This is a genomic window from Phyllobacterium sp. 22229, assembly GCF_052056495.1.
GTDB classification, from domain to species: Bacteria; Pseudomonadota; Alphaproteobacteria; order Rhizobiales; family Rhizobiaceae; genus Phyllobacterium; species Phyllobacterium myrsinacearum.
The window spans coordinates 1-355 of the sequence record NZ_JBQEPA010000074.1 but is presented as its reverse complement, the minus strand read 5'-3'; the positions used below and the strand labels follow the sequence as shown (position 1 = coordinate 355).

The following is a 355-nucleotide window of genomic DNA, read 5'->3' as shown; positions in this document are numbered from 1 at the left end:
CATACCGCCGCCGGCACAGCGGAGAATTGAATTCTCCGCTGTGCCCCGCTTTGGTCTGTGATGAGCGGCAAAATCACCGGGCTGCAGCCCCTTCTCCTCGGATCGGCCTTGCCGTTTGTGAGTTTCAAATGAACCGCAGTCGCGCCACATCGCGTTCAAACCCATTTAGCCGAAGTCAGTCGCAGCAGCAGTATCTGAGCGGCGAACTGACGATCCAGATCGACAACCTGCCCCTTATCGCCGCCGCCTATGGCAAAGCCGCGGCGATTATCGCTGACGACGTGGTGCATCAATTGGTCCTGGATATTATCGGCGCCCTTGGCACCGTCACGCGGTTGCAATCAGGGCAGTTCCA

General features: G+C 58.6%; 1 protein-coding gene. It reads left to right on the top strand.

The window, feature by feature from the left end; all coding sequences use genetic code 11:
- Window positions 1-128: 128 nt before the first annotated feature.
- Window positions 129-355, top strand: a 227-nt coding sequence (locus tag ACTJJ7_RS28130; protein WP_440969515.1) for a hypothetical protein, incomplete at its 3' end; no start/stop codon positions are given.